Origin of the sequence: Reichenbachiella faecimaris (assembly GCF_900176375.1) — a bacterium.
GTDB lineage: Bacteria > Bacteroidota > Bacteroidia > Cytophagales > Cyclobacteriaceae > Reichenbachiella > Reichenbachiella faecimaris.
The window spans coordinates 763,980-782,583 of the sequence record NZ_FWYF01000003.1; the positions used below are offsets into that span (position 1 = coordinate 763,980).

An 18,604-nucleotide genomic window follows, 5' to 3' on the forward strand; every position below is an offset into this window, starting at 1 on the left:
AAAAACGAAATAATTAATTGAATCGTTTCCCGACTTTAGAATTTACAAGTATTTGTCCGCATCTGGCCCAACACAGCTGAGCAAATCCAGAATGCTGAGGTTAGTAGCAAATTTGCTACCAAACAGTTGTTGATACGGGATAGGGGTGAAATACTCTCTGCAAATATAATCTGATTTCGGGTGGATTACCGAACGAATGTCTTCCGTTTCGTCGAATGGCCCTTTTTCATAGGTGGATGTGTATTTTATCTCGGTGTCAATATTGAGGACTTTGAGACAGAATGTCAGCACTTCATTGTTTAGCCCTAGAAGTGTCTCATGCTTTTTGTATAAAATTTTATGGAGATAGGGCTCATAATATTCAAAAAATGGTGATTTGTTGTAGGCCGAAATAATAGCTCGCCAATGATTATTAAGCCATTTTTGTCCATAGTCTATTTTAATTTCGTCCATGGGAATATTTTTATTTCCACCAATCATTGGAATGGCTAGAGGGAGCACTCGATTCGCATCCAAAATGTAGCAGCGATTTCGGTAAGTCTGTTTGACAAAATGCTCTTTGGTTTCAATCCAAACTTCCTTTCGATTTTTGATCACGCTAAAATATTCCAGACATGGAAAGTACTGACTCTCTATCAACGTTCTCATAGATATTCACTCAAGTCACCAAGGCCTTCTCTTATCAATTCAGGTTCGTCAGAAGTGCAATCAACCACGGTACTGGCTACTACCTCTCCATAGCCTCCATCAATCACAATATCCACCAACCCGTCGTACTTTTCATAAATCAGTTCTGGATCTGTTGAATATTCCAAGATATCATCATCGTCGTGAATGGAAGTGGTGATGATTGGGTTACCCAACATCCGAACAATCTCTCTTGGTATATTGTTATTGGGCACGCGGATACCAACTGTTTTCTTAGAAGCATTTAAAAGCTTTGGTACTTTATTACTGGCATTCAATATGAAAGTAAATGGGCCAGGCAAGGCCTTTTTCATCAATTTGAATACAGGGTTGGGAAGTGACTTGGTGTATTCCGAAATGTGGCTCAGATCATAACAGATGAAAGAAAAATTTGTTTTTCCTTTCATCTGCTTTAGTCTTCTGATTTTATCTATGGCTTTGGTGTTAAAAATACTGCAACCCATGCCATAGACTGTATCCGTAGGATAAATGATCACACCTCCATTTTCCAATGTCTTGACAATGGTACTTATTTTTTGAGGATCAGGGTTTTCCTCGTAGAGTTTTATAAAAGCTGTCTCCATGATTTCGAGGCTAAAATTAAAACAATTGTATGAGAATGAGGCCCGAAGTCGGAAGTCCAGAGATTGAAAAAAACTTCTGACTTCAGTCTTCCGACATAATTGTTGACTTCTATTACTTTTGCCGCCAATGGATAAAAAGAAAATAGTAATGGGTTCTGCAATCGTGGCTTTTTCCATGATGCTTTCCTCTTTTGGTTTTTACTTCTGGCAAATGATCTATTCTCCCAATTTTTTGGTGGAACAAGACCCAAAACCTCTCATGATTCGTACAGGATCAACTTTCAAAGAAGTGCAAAATCAATTGTATAATGGCAGATATGTGAATGACCTGGTGTCGTTTAGCTTCTTGTCTAAAATGATGGACTATGATAAGCTTGTCAAGCCAGGGTTGTACCTTATAGAGCCAGGGATGACCAACGTACAAGTAATCAGAATGCTCAGATCGGGAGATCAGACGGAGGTCAATGTCACATTTAACAATGCTCGATTGCTGTCTGATTTGCCAGAGAAGCTTACCAGAAATCTTGAAATCACAGAGGAGCAATTGGCGAATCTTATTCTCAATGATTCCATTCAACAATCACTGGGGTTTGATAGTTTGAATTTTATAGGAATGTTTATTCCAAATACCTACAAAATGTGGTGGAACACCACGCCAGACAACTTGTTGAGCAGGCTCAAAAAAGAGTATGACAAATTTTGGCATGCGGAACGTTTAGCGAAAGCAAAGGAGATGGGACTTACCCCTAAAGAGGTTTCTGTATTGGCTTCCATAGTGCAGGCCGAAACTATTCAAAGTGATGAGTTAAAAGTGGTGGCTGGACTTTATTACAATAGGATACGCAGAGGCATTCCATTGATGGCTGATCCGACCTTGGTATTTGCAAGTAGGGATTTTGAGATTCGTCGGGTTTTGAACAAGCACAAAACAATCGATTCTCCTTACAATACTTATATAAATGCTGGCCTGCCTCCCGGGCCTATCAACATGCCTCATATCAATTCATTGGATGCCGTTTTGAATTATGACAAACACAAGTATTTGTACATGTGTGCTAAAGAAGATTTTTCGGGAAGACACAACTTTGCTACTAATCTGATTGACCATAATCGCAATGCTGAGAAATTTCAAAGAGCAATGAATAAGGCTGGGATTTATAAGTAAGCACTATTTGATTGTTGTTGTCATTTCGAACGAATGTGAAAAATCTTGTCTGCGGATGATAGAATGTAAAGATTTCTCATCTTGTCGAAAAGACATAAAATGTTAATAGTATGAAAGAACACTCCTTTTTCAATGACGTCTACGAAGTGGTTAAACTCATTCCGAAAGGTAGAGTAACCAACTATGGCGCGATTGGAAAATACCTGGGCTCAGGCCTCAGCGCCAGAATGGTAGGTTGGGCCATGAATGCCGCTCATGGTCAGTCAGATGTGCCAGCCCACCGTGTGGTGAATAGTCAAGGTCTTTTAACTGGTAAGATGCATTTTGCAACCCCAAATGCCATGCAGGAAATGTTGGAAGCTGAAGGTTTGACTGTTGTCAAGGACAAAATCCAAAACTTCAAAGAGCACTTCTGGGATCCGGCTGTGGAGCTGGAATTATGATTTTTTAGTCAGTCCCCATAGGCCAACAAAAGTTAATAAACCATTCAGTAGTAACAATTCAAACCCGAATTTGTAACCGCGAAGCCATTCCACCGAATTTTCATTGATCAAATAAGTGAAAATTGGGGCTGCTATGCAAACCAAAGGAACCCACTGATCTTTCACCTGCTTCTTGGTGAATAGCCCAAAAGCATACAGCCCAAGCAAAGGGCCATAAGTATAGCCCGCTACTCTAAATACTGAGTTGATGACACTGTCGTCATTGATGGCTTGAAAAATTAGGATCACAAGAAAGATCAGAGCAGAAAAGCCAAAGTGAACCATCATTCGCTTTTTACTGTCACTTTTGCTTGGGTCCTTATCTAAGAAATCAATATAGAAGGACGTAGTGAGTGCAGTTAGTGCGGAATCGGCACTAGAATAAGCGGCTGCTGTCACACCTAAAAGAAATACAACACCACCTAAAACACCAAAATGGTTCATGGCCAAATATGGGAAAAGAGCGTCTGTTGTCTGTGTCAAATCAATTTGATTGACTGAAACAAAATGATAAAGGAGAACACCTAGTGAAAGGAATAGCAGATTGGCAAAAATCAAAATGACACTAAACCAAAACACATTCTTCTGAGCATCTTTCAAAGATCGGCAAGTCAAATTCTTCTGCATCATATCCTGATCCAGCCCAGTCATAACAATCGCAATAAATGCACCAGCAAAAAACTGTTTGAAGAAGTTTCTAGGTGCCTGCCACTTCCAAACGAACGTGTCAGATAAATCACTTGATTGTATGACTTGAATCAATCCATCAAAAGAGAGATTAAGCTGATTGCCAATGATGCTAATACTAATGCCCACAGCCAGTAGCATAAACAAGGTCTGCAATGTGTCTGTCCAAACAATAGTTTTAATTCCTCCTTTGAAGGTATACAACCAAATCAAAGCAATGGTAACAAAAACTGAAACTGAAAATGGAATATTGAATGCGTCAAAAAATGCGATTTGAAGTACTGTTGCTACTAAAAACAATCGGAAGGAAGCTCCAATAACTCTAGAGACCAAAAAGAAGAAAGCCCCGGTTTTATAGGCATTTCGTCCGAACCTGGAATCCAAATATTGATAGATGGACACCAAGTTCATTTTGTAGTACAAGGGGAGTAGTACAGTGGCGATTACCCAATAGCCCAAAAGATAGCCGATCACCATTTGGAAGTAAGCCCAATGGCTGTTGCCCACCTCTCCAGGTACCGAGATAAAAGTGACTCCAGAGAGGGAAGCACCAATCATGCCGAAGGCAACCAAATACCAAGGCGACTGTCTATTAGCTGTGAAAAATGATTCAGCGTCTGAATTTTTAGAAGTAAAATGAGCAATGGTCATCAGGAGGATGAAATATCCAGCAATGACAGAAAACACCAATAGTGGACTCATGGGCAAGCTTTTGATTTTTATGGAGACAAACATACTGATTCTTGTCATAGGAAGTAATGCATGCATTTCAGACGATCTTCAGTTTATTGAATTAAATTGCGAGTTGGTTTGCCGGAGTGGCATAACCTAAAGGAGAAAAAAGATAGAATTGAGCATACAATGGCAGAAGTAACTAATATATATTTCAATAATGAAGATCCACATTGTAAGGAATTTGCGAAGGTGTTGAATGGAAGGGTGAACGAATACTTTAAGACCAAGGGCATCTCAAAATACGGGAATGGAGAAATGTACTTCAAGACGGTTTTCATGCTGACTTTGTTTTTTGCACCTTTTGCTGCTATTATTTATTTCGAACCTGTTTGGTGGATGGCTTTAGGCTTGGCTATTTTGATGGGTCTCGGCATGGCAGGCATTGGTCTTGGAATCATGCATGATGGCAATCATGGTTCTTATTCCAAGCACAAATGGGTGAATAATCTGATGGGTTACACGCTCAACCTGGTAGGTGCCAATGCTATGAATTGGAAGATTCAACACAATGTGAAACACCATACCTACACCAATATTGAAGACCACGACGAAGACATTGAACCTAAAGCTATTCTTAGATTCTCTCCAGCTACACCACTAAAAAAAGTACATAAATACCAATACTTGTATGTTTGGTTTTTCTACTCTCTTGGGACCTTTTTCTGGGTGACTATCAAGGATTTTGCCAAAATAACAAGATATAATAAAGAAGGCATTCTGCACAAAAATGTAAGCAGTGTGGCGAAAGAATACGCCATTTTGATCATAACTAAAATCGTCTATTTCTCATGGGTGATTGGTATTCCAGTGTTGTTCACTTCGTATTCAGGAGGTGAGATTTTCTTAGGTTATTTCATCATGCACTTGGCGGCCGGATTGGGTGTGGGCGTGATCTTTCAGCCAGCACACTTGCTGCCTGAAGTAGAGTATCCTGAGCCTGACGAAAATGGCAAAATGAAGTATTCTCGTTTTGTGCACCAGCTATACACTTCTGTCAATTTTGCCAACGGAAGTAAATTGGTGACCTGGTATGGTGGAGGTTTGAATTTTCAGGTAGAACATCATTTGTTTCCACATATATGTCATGTACACTATGTGAATCTTGCACCTATTGTAAAGGCGACGGCAGCTGAGTTCGACATCCCATATCACGCGAAAAAGGGTTTCTTTGAGACCATGAGTGAGCATACCAAAATGCTCAAGTGGCTTGGTACTCCAGACAGTCAATTGACCAAAGCCTAAATTACCCTATTTTTCATACCAAAAAGGAATGGTAGCAAACCATTCATGTTGTGGTGTTTTGGCTGAGTCCAGTTGGATTTTTTCAATCTTCAGGACATTTTCCCCCTTGAGGAAATTATCTGTAGGGATGTTTGTAATGATGCCCTTCTGATGCTTAGCAGGGTGCGTGTAAAAACGATAGGTCAAGTCATCATACACTGAATCATTAACGGAAAGTTGATAAATGGCACTCAGACAGCTAAGGAGTTGCTCAAAGTCTTCGTCATCATAGCGCTGGTTGCCAATATTCAAATTACCATTTTCAAATGTGGTCTTAAATCTCCAATTGAGACCATCATCTTTAATTGGAGTAAAGCCCTCACAAAATTCACTAATACGAGGGTTGTCTACCGCATCATATCTTAAAAATACCCTGAAATAAGGTTTGTCTATATAGTCCGAGGGGATGCTCGCCTGATTCACATAATCATCCAACGGTCTCTGATCGTCATAATAATTAGCAGAAATAGCCAGGTCATTGAGTTTTTCTGGATAATACTGATGTTGGTCGAATTTAAAAATCAAAGTAAAAAACAACAGACACCCTGCCAATGCGTAGATCCATCGAATTCTCTTTTTTGAGAACTTACTGATCATATAGTAGTAGATACTCCTGCTCAATACAGATAGTGTGATGAAGTTATAGAGCTTATAAAAGGGGTAATATACTCTTGCAAACCACTTTATTTTCTTGAAGAATCCAAGCGTTAAATAATCGATCATATAGATCAAACCTGTCAAAAGGACAACAGGAAATACGATAAGCGCTGTCACTGTTATGGCAGGATCAAGCCACTCTGGAGTTAGATCAGCAACAAGGTTGAGTACCACGGCGATTAGTCCAAAAAAGAGCAAGTACATACCAAAAGCCAATAAAATGGATATTACTAAAAAAGCAAAGGCAAAAATGACACTGCATATCTCATCAAGCTTGATGACTAATTGATCCAGGCTGATGACGTTCTTCTTTAATTTTTCAGTAAAAAATTCGTTGTATTTGAGATCGGTAAAATTAATTTTGGACTGTACTGAGCGAAGACCAATAGTGCCAATCCAAAAGCCTCTGAGCATGAGATGTGTAATCAGACAAATGGTGAGTGCCTGAAGGGATTTGAAAAGTAGCCCTATAAACAAATAAAGCATGCTCAGCGCGCCCGATCGAAAACTGTACTGGTATTCCAGATCAGTAATAAAATCATCAAATGAAATAGTGGCTTGGATTAATAAAAATATGGTGAAAGCAGATACCAGCAACTCCAGTTGCCAACTTTCCCGTTCGAGTTTATTCAGCCAATCACTGATCTGGTCTTTGGTCTTGTCGCTCATTTAGATTTTTGGTTTGTCTAAATTTAGTAGAAGTGCTACTTTTTTAATGTCTATTTGGTGACTAAACATTAAATCAAAGCTGAATTAATGTGTGATAACATTAAAATACACAAAAACTCCTTCCTGGAGAAGGAGGTTGAGGATTGATGCCTTGCAATCAGTCAGAAGACCGTCCAAATGCCTGCTCCAAATCAGCAATAATATCTTCAATGTGCTCTAGTCCAGCTGAAATCCTGATCAGATTAGGAGCAATACCAGTGGCTGCCCTTTCTTCGTCCGTCAGTCGTGCATGTGTAGTAGACGCTGGATGAGTCACAATTGTACGGGTATCACCAAGGTTGGCCGTCAGGCTGCACATCTCAATGCTGTTAAGAAACTGTCTACCTCTTTCTACACCTCCTTTGATACCAAAGCAAACCATACCACCACCACTTCTCATTTGCTTCTTAGCAATTTCGTGCTGTGGGTGAGACGGTAAGAACGGGTAACGTACCCATTCCACATGTTCGTTGGCCTCTAGCCATTCGGCTAATTTCAAAGCATTTTCCCCATGTTTTTCCATACGAACGGCGAGTGTCTCTAAACTTTTAGAGAGTACCCAGGCGTTGAAGGGGGAAAGGGCTGGTCCAGTACTTCGGCTGAACGTATAAATTTCTTTAATCAAGTCAGCTCGGCCCACAATCATTCCGCCCATCACACGTCCTTGCCCATCCAGATATTTAGTGGCAGAGTGAATCACCAAATCTGCACCATATTCGACAGGTTGTTGCAAATAGGGTGTAGCAAAGCAATTGTCTACAATGAGGATCAGATTATTCTTTTTGGCGAAAGCCCCAGCAAACTCCAAATCAATCAGTTCAATGCCAGGATTGGTTGGGGTTTCTATAAAAAGCACTTTAGAATTCGGCTGAACCTTTTCCTGCCAGTTGTCAGTATCATCCAAATCCAGATAGGTACTCTCTATTTTGTACTTAGGCAGGAATTTGGTGATGACCGAGTGAGAAGATCCAAAAATAGATCGACAAGAGAGTAAATGATCTCCTGCATTCAATAGGGTAGCAAACGTAGAAAAAACGGCTGCCATGCCTGTGGCTGTAGCATAGCCTGCTTCTGCCCCTTCTAGCGCACACATCTTGTCTATGAATTCTGTGGTATTAGGGTTGGTGAATCTGCTGTAGGTATTGCGGTCTATTTCTTCTGCAAAAGTGGCTCGCATTTCTTCCGCATCGTCAAACACAAAACTCGACGTGAGGTACATAGGTGAAGCGTGTTCCTTCTCATGTGTTGTTTTGATTTGGGTTCTGATGGCATTGGTTTCGAAATGTTTGTACTTTTTCATAGAAAGCCCTTCAATAATTCTAACAGTTTTTTGCAAATATGTGAAGTTCATATCTAAAATGGATTCTAACCGTGAACTATTATGGTACATTTATTAGGTTTGCGCCTTCAAATTTTCGATGAATCAGAAAGCCCTAACATACGAGCATAATGAGCCTTTCCATTTGGAAAGAGGAGGTGTATTGCCCAAGCTCGAAATTGCCTATCACACTTTTGGTCAGCTCAATGCTGACAAAAACAATGTGGTGTGGGTTTTTCATGCCCTGACGGCGAATTCGGAAGCTATGGATTGGTGGAAAGGGTTGTTTGAAAAAGACTCTGCAATCAATCCAGACAAGCACTTTATTGTTTGTGCCAATATCTTGGGATCACCCTATGGTACCAGTAGCCCAATGTCTGTCAATCCAGAAACGGGTCAAGCCTATCACAGCACCTTCCCATTGATTACCATTCGTGATATGGTGGAAGCACATAAACTACTTCGTGATCATTTGGGGATTGAAAAAATTGCCATAGGTCTAGGAGGCTCGATGGGTGGATTTCAAACTTATGAATGGGCGGTACAAGAGCCAGATACTTTTGAAAAATTGATCCTGGTGGCTACAGCTCCTAAAGAATCGCCATGGAGAGTATCTGTGCACGCAGCGCAAAGATTGGCCATAGAAGCTGACCCTACTTGGAGAGATAATGATCCCGAGGCTGGAGCGGCTGGAGTGGCAGCTTCACGAGCCATAGGCATGCTTTCTTATCGTAATCATGAAATATTCGAAAAGACACAGAACGACGACGAATCCAAAGTAGACGACTTCAAAGCAGATTCTTACATCCGCTATCAAGGGTCTAAATTGGCCAATCGTGGATTTAGCGGGTTCCTATTGTGGAGCTTGACCAAAGCCCTGGATAGTCATGATCTCAGCAGGGGGCGAGGTACGCTCATTGAAGTATTGGAAGGTATCAGAATTCCAATTTTACAAATAGGTATTACCTCAGATTTATTATTCCCTATCCAAGAGCAACGCAGAGTAGCCGATCATTTGGCTAATGTACAGTACAGAGAGATCGAATCATTATTTGGTCATGACGGGTTCTTGACAGAGACAGAGAAGATCAATGAGTTGATTGGTGGGTTTATTTCGTAAAATCCCAATAATTCTTTTAGTGCAACCCTAACAGGGTTGGAAACCCTGTTAGGGTTATGTGGATTGTTAATCTTTCCCTTTTCATCTTATCTTCGTGTGACAAAAGTTACAAACCAATCATTGTGACTGGCGTACATTTGCAACAAGAAACCCAAATTAGTATTGGCAATGAAAATAGAACAGATATATACTGGTTGTCTCGCACAAGGCGCCTATTACATACAAAGTGAAAATGAAGCGGTCATTATCGACCCGTTGAGAGAAGTGGATTCGTATGTAGAAAAGGCCAAGGAAAATGGTGCAACCATCAAATACATTTTTGAAACACACTTTCACGCGGATTTTGTCTCTGGTCATGTAGATCTAGCAAAAAAGACAGGAGCCAAAATTGTTTTTGGCCCGACGGCTACTACAGCATTTGATAGTCATATTGGAACTGATGGAGAAATTTTCGAAATAGGTAAAATCAAAATCAAATTGTTGCACACGCCTGGTCATACCATGGAAAGCAGTACCTTTTTATTGATTGACGAAGAAGGAAAAGAGCAAGCGATTTTCTCTGGAGACACCTTGTTTATAGGTGATGTAGGCAGACCTGATTTGGCTGTTAAGTCAGATTTGACTGAAGAGGATTTAGCTGGTCATTTGTTTGATAGTCTTCGAAACAAAATCATGACTTTGCCTGATGATGTGGTGGTTTATCCAGCACATGGAGCAGGTTCTGCTTGTGGCAAACACATGTCGTCTGAGACTTGGGATACATTAGCCAATCAGAAAAAAACCAATTACGCCTTGAGAGTAGACATGACCAGAGTGGAGTTTATCAAAGAGGTCACTGAAGGTATCATGCCTCCACCACAATACTTTGCAAAAAATGCCATGATGAATAAATCTGGCTATGAAAGTATTGACAAGGTAATGGAGACAGGCACAGTGCCATTGGATGTAGAAACTTTCGAAGCCATGGCTAATCATGAAGGAGCGTTGGTGCTCGACACACGACACCAGAACGAATTTGTAAAGGGGCACATCCCAAATTCCATTTTCATTGGAATAGATGGAAGTTTTGCACCTTGGGTAGGCGCGTTGATCACGGACTTGAAGCAACCCATTATTTTTTTAGCCGACGAAGGCAGGGAAGAAGAAGTAGTGACCCGTTTGTCTAGAGTGGGTTATGATAATACTTTGGGCTATTTGAAAGGTGGGTTTGAGGCTTGGGCAGCTGCAGACAAAGAAGTAGATAATTTAGAATCCATTACACCACAGGAATTTGAGAATAGAATGAATCAAGGAGAGTTGGATGTTCTTGATGTGAGAAAGCCAGGCGAATTTCAAGCAGAGCATGTTGATCAGTCAGTTACTTTTCCTTTGGACTTTATTAATACCCACATGGCTGAGGTGGATGCTAATCATAAATATTATGTGTACTGTGCAGGAGGATATCGTTCAGTAATTGCTTCTTCCATATTGAAATCAAGAGGCATTCATGATTTGGTGAATGTAGAGCAGGGCTTCAAAGGGATCAGTACAACAGGAATAAAAACCACGGACTATGTATGTCCGTCAACTTTAAAATAAAACGAGATGTATCAAAACATTGATGAAATAGATTTTGCAGAAAAGTTTGAGGCTGATGACAATGGCGTGTTGCTGGATGTAAGGACGCAAGAAGAATACGATGGTGGATTCATTGCAGGCTGTGAGCTGATGGATATTTTCCAGCCAGACTTCAAAAGCAAATTGGAAGGCCTGGACAAGTCCAAAAACTACTATGTCTATTGCCGAAGTGGTAATCGCAGCGGACAAGCTTGTGGTTTGATGGCACAAATGGGATTTACTGGCCAACTCTATAACCTCGAAGGCGGTATCTTGGGATGGACCCAGAATTTAGAATATTAATCTTCATTAAAATATAAAGAAGGGATGGATTTGGTTGAATGGATAAGGCAACCCTGGGCGTGGTATGTCGCAGGCCCAATGATTTCATTGGTGATGTTTTTGTTGCTGTACTTTGGGAAGGAGTTTGGTGTGTCAGGTAATCTAAGGACACTCTGCAGTATCGCAGGAGCTGGCAAGGTAAATGACTTTTTTAGATTTGATTGGAAGGGCCAACTTTGGAATCTGACCTTTGTACTAGGCGGACTGATAGGAGGGTTTATTGCTAAGGAATATCTAAGTGACTCTTCCGTAGTTGGAATTTCGGACGCCACTGTGGCGCAATTAAAATCCATGGGAATTGAGAACCCTGGTTCATCTTACTTGCCAGAGTCTATTTTCTCTTGGGAGGCGCTTGCCACACCAAAGTATGCCTTGATGTTGGTGGTAGGTGGTGTTTTGGTAGGCTTTGGGACGCGCTATGCAGGTGGCTGCACTTCAGGGCATGCCATCAGCGGTTTGAGCAACATGCAAATCCCTTCCCTTATTGCCGTCATTGGGTTTTTTATAGGTGGATTGATTATGACACACCTCATTTTACCTCATCTTTTGACTTTGTAATTTATGAAAGCTGCAAAATATTTATTGGTAGGAATAGTATTCGGTATTGTGCTTACCAAGTCGGAAGTGATCTCCTGGTACCGCATTTATGAAATGTTCAACTTCCAATCCTTTCACATGTATGGAATCATTGGTTCGGCCGTAGTTTTAGGTATGGTAATCACGCAAAGTATCCAAGGCTTTGATATCAAGTCTATCAAGGGCACATCTATAAAATTCAACGCCAAAGACAAGGTCTTCTGGCGTTATTTGCTTGGAGGAACCTTTTTTGGTTTGGGCTGGGCCATGACGGGAGCCTGTCCAGGCCCTATGTTCATACTATTGGGTAATGGGGCTACAGTATTTGTTTTGATCATAGCCAGCGCCATGTTCGGCACTTTTCTTTATGGAGTGCTGAGGAAGTACTTGCCTCACTGATTCGATCCTTTACCTTTTTGAGTTAGTGCCCAGTCAAGTGCGTGTATATGTGATAGCGATATTCAGCTTTCCTACTATCTTTAGGGAACTTTCAATCAACCTTTTGTACTGATCATGGCAACCGACCAACTGAACATTGTCTTTTATATTTTCATAGGCATCTTTTCTATAACTGCAATTTTGACTTTTTTGGGCATTACTGGAGTGATCAAATCCATTCAGCCTAAGCACCTGAATGCACTTTTTGCAGGTTTGATTCTGGAAGTGGTTTCAGCCGTAATTTTCACCTACAAGCAAATTGATTTTAGTTGCCAAACAGAAAATGTCGTGGATCGGCTGGGCAGCCAAGTGGCCAACTGGCCAGATGGCACAGACCTAGATCAAAAAATAGTAACCCTTCAGGCAGCACTGGTGCAAGGAAAAGTAAAAGCAGAGGAAGTAGCACAACTTGAAGGTGAGCGTGATCAGTTGAAAGGAAACCTAGCTACCTGTCAGGAGTCGCAAAGCAATACGAATACAGAGCTAACTACCCTGGATAAGGTGTTTTATTCTAATGTAATCAAGCTGAGAATTATTTCCGAAAAGTTTCGCGGGCGTACCATCAATTTGATCTGGGATCAGGCGAATAAAGCTGAAGTGTACCAAATTCTTGGACAGATTTTTCTTGATCTGGGCTATGTTGGGCCCAATGATGAACTATCCCATGACTTCATCATAGCGAAGTATATCAAATTTGCTAATGAAAGCGGATGGGAGTATCTACTCAAGAAAAACGAAGCGGGTGATTACAACCAAGTGTTGCTAGACGAATATGCCACCACCATTTTCCTCAGAAAGTATCTGAATCAGAAGTACCCGCTAAAGAATTAACTTTTTGTGTAATTTCGACGTCAGGAGAAACCTTCACATTCATAGGCAGCTGATTTTAGTCAGTCCATTTGATCTCACTCAAAAATGCTCTATCCTTGAGAAACAGTGCTTTTTTTTTGGAAAAATCAAATAATTTTTCAAACAATTACAAGTACTGTTGCAGTGCGGATAAAGTGCACGGTGCACTTTACACAAATGTTGGACTTCATGCTCGGATCGAAAAAAATGCACTTACCGAAACCTTTTCCCTTTGTATCATGTTACCTAATTAGCTAACTTTGTTCGTATGAACGAAAGTAGTGATGTCAGAAAGGTAATAATCTTTGGAGAGCACTTTTGGGAGTTTTACAACGCACAAACACCCAAGATCAAGGAACGGATAAACTGGACAATTAAGTTGATTAAAACCGTTGAACGTGTCCCTACAAAATACCTCAAGAACATTACGGGCACAACTTTGTATGAAATGCGGATGATTTCGGGCACGAACATCTACCGAATTTTCTGCTTTTTTGACAAGGGTAAATTGGTTGTGGTGTTGAACGGTTTTCAAAAGAAGAGCCAGAAAACACCGAAGAACGAGATTAAACTGGCTGAAAAGCTACAAAAACAGTATTACGATGAGCAAAACTAAAATTATTGATTTTGACGATCACCTGAACTCTGAGTATGGTGATCGAGGAACTGAATCGAGAGAAGCCTTTGAAGAAGGTTTTGAGGCTTTTCGGTTGGGAATTATGCTTCAAGAATTGCGTAAGAACCAAGGCATGACCCAAGAACAACTGGCTCAAAAGTGTGGAACAACTAAGACGTACATTTCGAGAATTGAGAACAACGCAAGCGATATTCGTCTATCAACCCTCATGCGAATAATCAGAGAAGGTTTGGGAGGACACTTGAAGCTCAACGTAGAAGTATAAACACGAAAGCCCAACAGATGCTATGAATGAATGGGGTTTCATCGGTCAGGATATTTTCGTGGGGATTGGAAAGTACGCCACAAGTCTTAAATTTAAATCAAGGTGTGGCTATGTGCGAGACGAGAGGTTAGTGCTTTCTAATCCCCACTCATCATAGCTGGACGTTAGGCAATATTGGATGACGAACTTTGGATTAAACTATATTGAACTGATTCGGGAGCTCGAACAGATGTCGGAACATAAGCGACTTGAACGAATCAGGCATTTTGGCGTATCTCTAAGTATATTCAATAAGAATTATGATGAACTACATCATCACTTAACTATTCACAATACACCAAGAATATCACTTGCTTTGATGGGGCAAGAAAAGAGACATCTTCTTCACGCCTATCAGATTGAAATAACTAGATTCTTACACAACTACATTGCATCTTCTCTATCACTTGTAGATCATACACGAAATCACTATAGAGAATTGTATGGTAACAATGATTTATTTCCTGACTACCAAGTTCAAATCGATATCAGATTTAAAAATCATCCGCTTTCTGTATTTATTAAAGATCTTCGGCAGTACCTTCAACATTATCAAATGCCCGGATTATCGTCTCGACTGGTATATAAGAAAGATGCTCCAGATTTTGAAATGACGATCAGAATGGGCGTAGCTGATTTAAACAAATTTTCAGGTTGGAAATCTAAATCCAAAGAGTATATATCATCTTTTGAAGACGATATTGATTTAATGTCGTTGGTAAAAGAATATCACGAACATGTAAATGAATTCTACCAATGGTTCATCGGTAGACAAATGGAGATTCACAAGGATGACATAGAAAAAGTCGATCTTCACAAGAAAAAAATAAGAGATAATGAATTCATGAGATTCGTTTCCGAACTGATTACTCAACCAAAATCAATAGAAGATTTCGAGCATGACCTTTTTAAATTCTATGATGAAGATGAACTCGAATTCATTAGAAATTCTCAATCAACTGGCGAACGCATTAAGAATATTCTGACAATACTTCAGAATGAAGCACTTTTTAACGAAGAGGCTGAAAAAGCCGTCAAAAACGTGTATAAATAAACATTGCCTAACATGTGCTATGAATGAATGGGGTTTCATCAGTCAGGATATTTTCGTGGGGATTGGAAAGTCCGCCACAAGTATTAAATTTAAATCAAGGCGTGGCTATGTGCGATACGAGAGGTTAGTGCTTTATAATCCCCACTCATCATAGCTGGTCGTTAGGCTTAATTCCAGTGCTAAAAAAATGAATTTAAAATATACACCTCTTTGGTTAGCGTCACTCGTAATATTCTCATGCACAGAGAAAAGTGAATCTTTTAACACAGATGAGTTAATCGGAGTATGGTCGGGTTTGCTCTTTCAAACTGAGTCAAAATACGATTCGATTGTTGTCTTTCCAGCTGAGCTACCTACTGAGGCTATTCTTTTTTACGATGGAGAAAAAAAACTTTACCCATTGGTTCTAAATAGTCAAACGTTAGAATTTAAAGGCTCCTCAGGTCTTCGTTTTGATGCGATTCTACCTGAGAACTCCCAAACTCTTAAAGGCATTATAACTAATGACCTATGGGCTCAAAGTCTAACTTTTGAAAAAGTTAAGGATAAGTGGGTGTCCAAAATGTATAAACCTGAAATTATTGACACAGACTACATAGTTTATCTGGAGTTTTATAAAGACTCTCCGGGAGTTGTGCAGGCTAACATTCAAAGTAATAAGGAAAACAGGAAATTGCATTTCACTATCAAAGAAGTCTTGATTGATGGTACTAACATTGATTTCGAAATAACAAATAGCCGCTTCGGATTAGCTGCATCTTATGAAACTGAAAACAAGAACATCTCGCTTGAGTATGGTAATGCGGGTGGCAATCGAAAAATACAACTCACTAAACTTAAAGGAGATGAATTAGAAGGCTATTTTCCAAGACCTATAAACGATAAGTATGAGTACAAAATCCCTGTGTCACCTGATGGTTTGATGCAGACAGCTTCTTTGGACAAGGTTGGCATTAATATGTCACTTTTAGAATTTATGGATGAAGCAAATAGGGGGAATTTGGAACATATTCATAGTGTCATAATTACAAAGGATCAAAAACTTGTCCTTGAAGAATACTTTCATGGATATGACAGAGAATATCTTCATGATACAAGGTCTGCTTTTAAATCGATAGCAGCGCTCGCTGTGGGTAAGTCTATGATGCAAAACAGTGAATTAGAAGTTGAGAATTCTATTTTGGACTATTACCCTGAATATGAAATTGATGACCCCCAGAAGAATAAAATCACTATTCATCATGCATTGACGATGAGCACCGGGATAGAGTTGGAAGATGAAGATAAAATGCAATGGGACAACAATGATTGGGTAGGTTATAAGCTTCATTTACCCATGAAGCATGAACCTGGCAAAGAATTCGAGTACTCCTCAGGTGGTAGCAATCTGTTGACAGGGGTTATTGAGCAATCAGCCGACACCTACCTTCCACTTTTTGTTTATAAGGAAATACTATTACCAATGGGTATTAATAAGTTTCAAATGTTAACCTCTCCTAAATGGAGAGGTTATCTGGCTGGTAATTTTTACTTACGACCAATTGATTTCACCAAATTTGGACTGTTGGTACTAAACAAAGGAAAATGGAATGGTGAACAGCTAATTGCAGAGTCATGGATAGAAAAGTCAACTAAGTCACATATAAAGTGTAGCTATCCAAGAGATTCTGATTATGGGTATTTATGGAGGTTGATGAATCGAAATGTTGGCGGTATTCAAATCAGTACGATAGAAGCATGGGGTAATGGAGGTCAATTCTTGATAATAATTCCGGAATTAGACATGACAGTAACTTTTACAAGTGGTAACTATAATCTATTTCCAGAGATGGAAAGGCCATTTGAGATTCTGAATAATTACATTTTGCCAGCCGTAATATTAACCGAAAAATAAGCCTAACAAATGCTAAAAATGAATATGCGAACTGAGTTATCTAAAAAGACATTGCAAACCAGAAACTTTGATGCTTCTTGCGACTGTGGCGCATACTCATTTTAGCTGGTCGTTATCATTTATTGTTAATGAAATTAATACTAATTATAATTCTGCCACTCTGTCTTTTGTTAAACCTAAGTTCTTTGGCCCAGCAAGCAGATTCAACAGAACAAATTATAAGCTCAGGAGCTTTAACTACAGAATGGAAACAGCAACTTGTTATACAGTTTTCTAGTTACATGACAATTCTTGAACTGAAAGGGCACCCAGCATTTCAGGAACTTAAAAATTACAAAGACTCACTTCATTCAACCTTAGACACTGCAAGCATTGTTCTTAAGAACGGAGGAATTTGGAACCCTGTTAAGATGCCAAATACAAAAAAAGTAATCAAGAAAATGCTGTTCAAGAAGAAGCAGGACTCGGCTTACCATAACACCATAAAGTATATGGCATTTTCAACTCAATTCCGGAAAACTGGTTATCCCTATCATATGATAGATAGTCTATCATTTACTAGAAGTTATTTTGATAGCAGTGATGAACTACTCTTGAAAGTACAATTTGTGAATAAACCATATATTGAAGAGGACAGATTGAAGTTAACAGAGAGACGTATTCTGTTCCAAAAAGAAAAAAAATGATAACATGGTGTAGGCACGAATGCCTTTCCAGCCTTCCGAATCAATGCCAGAATCAGCACCATCGCTCCTCGCGGAATCTCTAGAATACCGATCGCATTCGTGGTTTCCTTGGCGGTCTAACTTTGGGCTAATGGCTAAACGTACTTTTGCAGTTTGTCGCGATTCGGCTATCTTTCTGTCTTAACCAAACTATGAGGGCACATCGCCGAGTATGGATTCGGCCAGATCATTCCGACAGTACCAGTTGAAAAAGCGATCTGCCCACTTAGGAGGTGAGGATTTATGACCGGTCTTCATTCTATGACAAAGTTTGGGATCATATTCCAGAGCAGGTTTCTAGAAGCTCTGGATTCCTGCAAAGCTGATTTGCCTGTGGCTGTTATGGTGAACAGCCTTTTTCTTCTGCCGCCACGAGCGGTGCTGCTGCCACCAATTTGAGATCGGACATAACCCTTTTCCTCTAGTCTGTAAAGAGCAGTGTGCACGCTGCTCAAGGTTACGGATCTTTCGAGCTTTTCTTCTATGGCCTTGGTGATGGACAGGCCATAAGCCTCTTCGTGCTGCGCGGCCACCAGCAACAACACTATCTCTTCAAATTCACCCAATGCGTATTTCATTATTTACCTATTTGTAAAACAACTAAAACACAAGACGAGAGAGGTTGGTAAAAGGTTTCGTTTGGTCTTGACGAGGAGGGGCAGATTATTATCTGAATTGAATCATGGGATCGATAATACTTCTTTGTCATTTCGAACGGTAGTGAGAAATCTTAATTTTCTTATTAAGCAGTAATAAGATTTCTCC

The 18,604-nt window shown here is 40.0% G+C and carries 20 protein-coding genes; 14 read left to right on the forward strand and 6 right to left on the reverse strand.

The window, feature by feature from the left end; translation table 11 throughout:
- Positions 1-42 precede the first annotated feature (42 nt).
- Complete coding sequence (locus B9A58_RS15985) at positions 43-648, reverse strand: WbqC family protein (RefSeq protein WP_084373872.1); 606 nt, start codon at positions 646-648, stop codon at positions 43-45.
- Complete coding sequence (locus B9A58_RS15990) at positions 645-1,271, reverse strand: L-threonylcarbamoyladenylate synthase (RefSeq protein WP_084373873.1); 627 nt, start codon at positions 1,269-1,271, stop codon at positions 645-647. The genes B9A58_RS15985 and B9A58_RS15990 overlap by 4 nt, the downstream gene beginning before the upstream one ends.
- 127 nt (positions 1,272-1,398) lie before the next feature.
- Here B9A58_RS15990 and mltG point away from each other — a divergent pair, with 127 nt between their 5' ends.
- Together mltG and B9A58_RS16000 are read left to right on the forward strand one after the other, a co-directional pair.
- Complete coding sequence (gene mltG / locus B9A58_RS15995; protein ID WP_084373874.1) at positions 1,399-2,436, forward strand: endolytic transglycosylase MltG; 1,038 nt, start codon at positions 1,399-1,401, stop codon at positions 2,434-2,436.
- Positions 2,437-2,546: 110 nt separating this feature from the next.
- Positions 2,547-2,879, forward strand: a complete 333-nt coding sequence (locus B9A58_RS16000; protein ID WP_084373875.1) for an MGMT family protein — start codon at positions 2,547-2,549, stop codon at positions 2,877-2,879.
- On the opposite strand, the gene B9A58_RS16005 is transcribed toward B9A58_RS16000, so the two are convergent.
- Positions 2,874-4,307: a sodium:solute symporter gene (locus tag B9A58_RS16005; protein ID WP_084374018.1), complete on the reverse strand. Its 1,434-nt coding sequence runs from the start codon at positions 4,305-4,307 to the stop codon at positions 2,874-2,876. The two genes, B9A58_RS16000 and B9A58_RS16005, sit on opposite strands and share 6 nt — an antisense overlap.
- 159 nt (positions 4,308-4,466) lie before the next feature.
- Between B9A58_RS16005 and B9A58_RS16010 the strand changes: the two genes are divergently transcribed.
- Positions 4,467-5,582, forward strand: coding sequence for a fatty acid desaturase family protein (locus B9A58_RS16010; protein ID WP_245827095.1), 1,116 nt, complete (start codon positions 4,467-4,469; stop codon positions 5,580-5,582).
- Positions 5,583-5,588: 6 nt separating this feature from the next.
- On the opposite strand, the gene B9A58_RS16015 is transcribed toward B9A58_RS16010, so the two are convergent.
- A complete protein-coding gene (locus B9A58_RS16015) occupies positions 5,589-6,947 on the reverse strand; it encodes a hypothetical protein (protein ID WP_084373876.1) in 1,359 nt (452 codons plus the stop codon).
- Positions 6,948-7,104: 157 nt separating this feature from the next.
- A complete protein-coding gene (locus tag B9A58_RS16020; protein WP_084374020.1) occupies positions 7,105-8,286 on the reverse strand; it encodes an O-succinylhomoserine sulfhydrylase in 1,182 nt (393 codons plus the stop codon).
- A gap of 118 nt (positions 8,287-8,404) precedes the next feature.
- Between B9A58_RS16020 and B9A58_RS16025 the strand changes: the two genes are divergently transcribed.
- From B9A58_RS16025 to B9A58_RS16075, 11 genes are all read left to right on the forward strand, one after another.
- Positions 8,405-9,424, forward strand: coding sequence for a homoserine O-acetyltransferase family protein (locus B9A58_RS16025; protein ID WP_084373877.1), 1,020 nt, complete (start codon positions 8,405-8,407; stop codon positions 9,422-9,424).
- Between the two features lie 168 nt (positions 9,425-9,592).
- A complete protein-coding gene (locus tag B9A58_RS16030) occupies positions 9,593-11,002 on the forward strand; it encodes an MBL fold metallo-hydrolase (RefSeq protein WP_084373878.1) in 1,410 nt (469 codons plus the stop codon).
- 6 nt (positions 11,003-11,008) lie between these two features.
- Complete coding sequence (locus B9A58_RS16035) at positions 11,009-11,323, forward strand: rhodanese-like domain-containing protein (RefSeq protein ID WP_084373879.1); 315 nt, start codon at positions 11,009-11,011, stop codon at positions 11,321-11,323.
- Between the two features lie 24 nt (positions 11,324-11,347).
- On the forward strand, positions 11,348-11,920 hold the full coding sequence (locus B9A58_RS16040) for a YeeE/YedE family protein (RefSeq protein ID WP_084373880.1): 573 nt from the start codon (positions 11,348-11,350) through the stop codon (positions 11,918-11,920).
- Positions 11,921-11,923: 3 nt separating this feature from the next.
- Positions 11,924-12,337 (forward strand): DUF6691 family protein, encoded by a 414-nt coding sequence (locus B9A58_RS16045; RefSeq protein WP_084373881.1) that lies wholly within the window; start codon positions 11,924-11,926, stop codon positions 12,335-12,337.
- A 114-nt stretch (positions 12,338-12,451) separates the two neighbouring features.
- Positions 12,452-13,207, forward strand: a complete 756-nt coding sequence (locus B9A58_RS16050; RefSeq protein ID WP_084373882.1) for a hypothetical protein — start codon at positions 12,452-12,454, stop codon at positions 13,205-13,207.
- Positions 13,208-13,493: 286 nt separating this feature from the next.
- Positions 13,494-13,841 (forward strand): type II toxin-antitoxin system RelE/ParE family toxin, encoded by a 348-nt coding sequence (locus B9A58_RS16055; RefSeq protein WP_084373883.1) that lies wholly within the window; start codon positions 13,494-13,496, stop codon positions 13,839-13,841.
- On the forward strand, positions 13,828-14,127 hold the full coding sequence (locus B9A58_RS16060; protein WP_139793934.1) for a helix-turn-helix domain-containing protein: 300 nt from the start codon (positions 13,828-13,830) through the stop codon (positions 14,125-14,127). The genes B9A58_RS16055 and B9A58_RS16060 overlap by 14 nt, the downstream gene beginning before the upstream one ends.
- Before the next feature lie 178 nt (positions 14,128-14,305).
- Positions 14,306-15,220 carry a hypothetical protein gene (locus B9A58_RS16065; RefSeq protein WP_139793935.1) on the forward strand — a complete coding sequence of 305 codons (915 nt, stop codon included), beginning with the start codon at positions 14,306-14,308 and terminating at the stop codon, positions 15,218-15,220.
- A gap of 187 nt (positions 15,221-15,407) precedes the next feature.
- Positions 15,408-17,114, forward strand: coding sequence for a serine hydrolase domain-containing protein (locus tag B9A58_RS16070; protein ID WP_084373886.1), 1,707 nt, complete (start codon positions 15,408-15,410; stop codon positions 17,112-17,114).
- Between the two features lie 185 nt (positions 17,115-17,299).
- Positions 17,300-17,800: a hypothetical protein gene (locus tag B9A58_RS16075; protein ID WP_139793936.1), complete on the forward strand. Its 501-nt coding sequence runs from the start codon at positions 17,300-17,302 to the stop codon at positions 17,798-17,800.
- Between the two features lie 293 nt (positions 17,801-18,093).
- On the opposite strand, the gene B9A58_RS16080 is transcribed toward B9A58_RS16075, so the two are convergent.
- Positions 18,094-18,417, reverse strand: coding sequence for a PadR family transcriptional regulator (locus B9A58_RS16080; RefSeq protein WP_084373888.1), 324 nt, complete (start codon positions 18,415-18,417; stop codon positions 18,094-18,096).
- Positions 18,418-18,604: the final 187 nt, after the last annotated feature.